Below are 1,409 nucleotides of genomic sequence, written 5' to 3'. Positions count from 1 at the left end.
GCCGAGGTCCGCCGCGGCTACGAGGATCCTCCCACCTACATCATCAGGCACCAGGGTGAGCCCACCATCATGCTCGCAGCGGTGATGCAGGAGGGCTGGAATGGTCTGGCGCTCGGCAAGGCGCTGGAGGAGAGGTCCGCAGCCATCGCCCGGACGCTGCCGCTCGGGATGTCCCTGGCCAAGGTCAGCGACCAGGCCGTCAACATCACCTCGGCGGTCGACGAGTTCATGATGAAGTTCGCAATGGCGCTCGGCGTGGTGCTGCTGGTGAGCCTGCTCAGCCTCGGCTGGCGCGTCGGCATCGTGGTCGCGGCTGCCGTTCCCCTGACGCTCGCCGTCGTGTTCCTGATCATGCTGGAGACCGGCCGGTTCTTCGACCGCATCACGCTCGGCGCCCTGATCCTGGCACTCGGCCTCCTCGTCGACGACGCCATCATCGCGATCGAGGTGATGGTGGTGAAGATGGAAGAGGGCATGGACCGCATCTCGGCGGCCGCCTATGCGTGGAGCCACACCGCGGCGCCGATGCTGTCGGGAACGCTGGTGACGATCGCAGGCTTTTTGCCGGTGGGTTTCGCCCGCTCCACCGCCGGCGAATATGCCGGCAACATCTTCTGGGTCGTGGGCTTTGCCCTCATCGTCTCCTGGATCGTCGCGGTGATCTTCACGCCCTATCTCGGCGTCAAGATGCTGCCCGCGATCAAGCCGGTCGAAGGCGGTCACCACGCCATCTACGGCACGCCCAATTATCAGCGCCTGCGCGGGCTCATCACCTTCGCGGTCCGCCACAAGTTCGTGACCTGCAGCGTCGTCGCCGTCGCCTTCGCGCTTTCCGTCGTCGGCATGGGCGGCGTCAAGCAGCAGTTCTTCCCGACCTCCGACCGCCCGGAAGTGCTGGTGGAGGTTCGTCTGCCGGAAGGCACCAGCATCGAGACGACGACCGCCACCGTCGAGAAGCTCGAGGGCTGGCTGCACGATCAATCCGAGGCCAAGATCATCACGAGCTATGTCGGTCAGGGTGCGCCGCGCTTCTTCTTCGCGATGGCGCCCGAGCTGCCCGATCCGGCCTTCGCCAAGATCGTGGTCCTGACGCCTGATGCGGAAGCGCGCGAGGTTTTGAAGCACCGGCTCCGACAGGCCGTGTCGCAGGGCCTTGCAGCCGAGGCCAATGTGCGCGTCACCCAGCTCGTGTTCGGACCCTACACGCCGTTCCCGGTGGAGTTCCGGGTCATGGGACCCGATCCCGCGCAATTGTATGCGATCTCTCAAAAGGCCCTCGAGATCATGCGCGGCGTTCCGGACGCGCGGCAGGCAAATCGGGATTGGGGCGATCGCACGCCCGTGCTTCGCTTCGTCCCGGATCAGGACCGGCTGAACCTGATCGGCCTGTCGCCGGCCGAGGTGGCCCG

At 66.1% G+C, this 1,409-nt stretch carries 1 protein-coding gene; it reads left to right on the top strand.

The annotated features are described in order from the left end of the window. On the top strand, positions 1-1,409 hold a 1,409-nt coding region (locus tag MOV75_RS38050; RefSeq protein ID WP_246932688.1), incomplete at both ends, for an efflux RND transporter permease subunit.

The sequence above is a fragment of the Bradyrhizobium sp. PRIMUS42 genome, assembly GCF_023006515.1.
Taxonomy (GTDB): domain Bacteria; phylum Pseudomonadota; class Alphaproteobacteria; order Rhizobiales; family Xanthobacteraceae; genus Bradyrhizobium.
The sequence above is the reverse complement of the archived record's forward strand: the minus strand, read 5'-3'. Positions and strand labels throughout refer to the sequence as shown.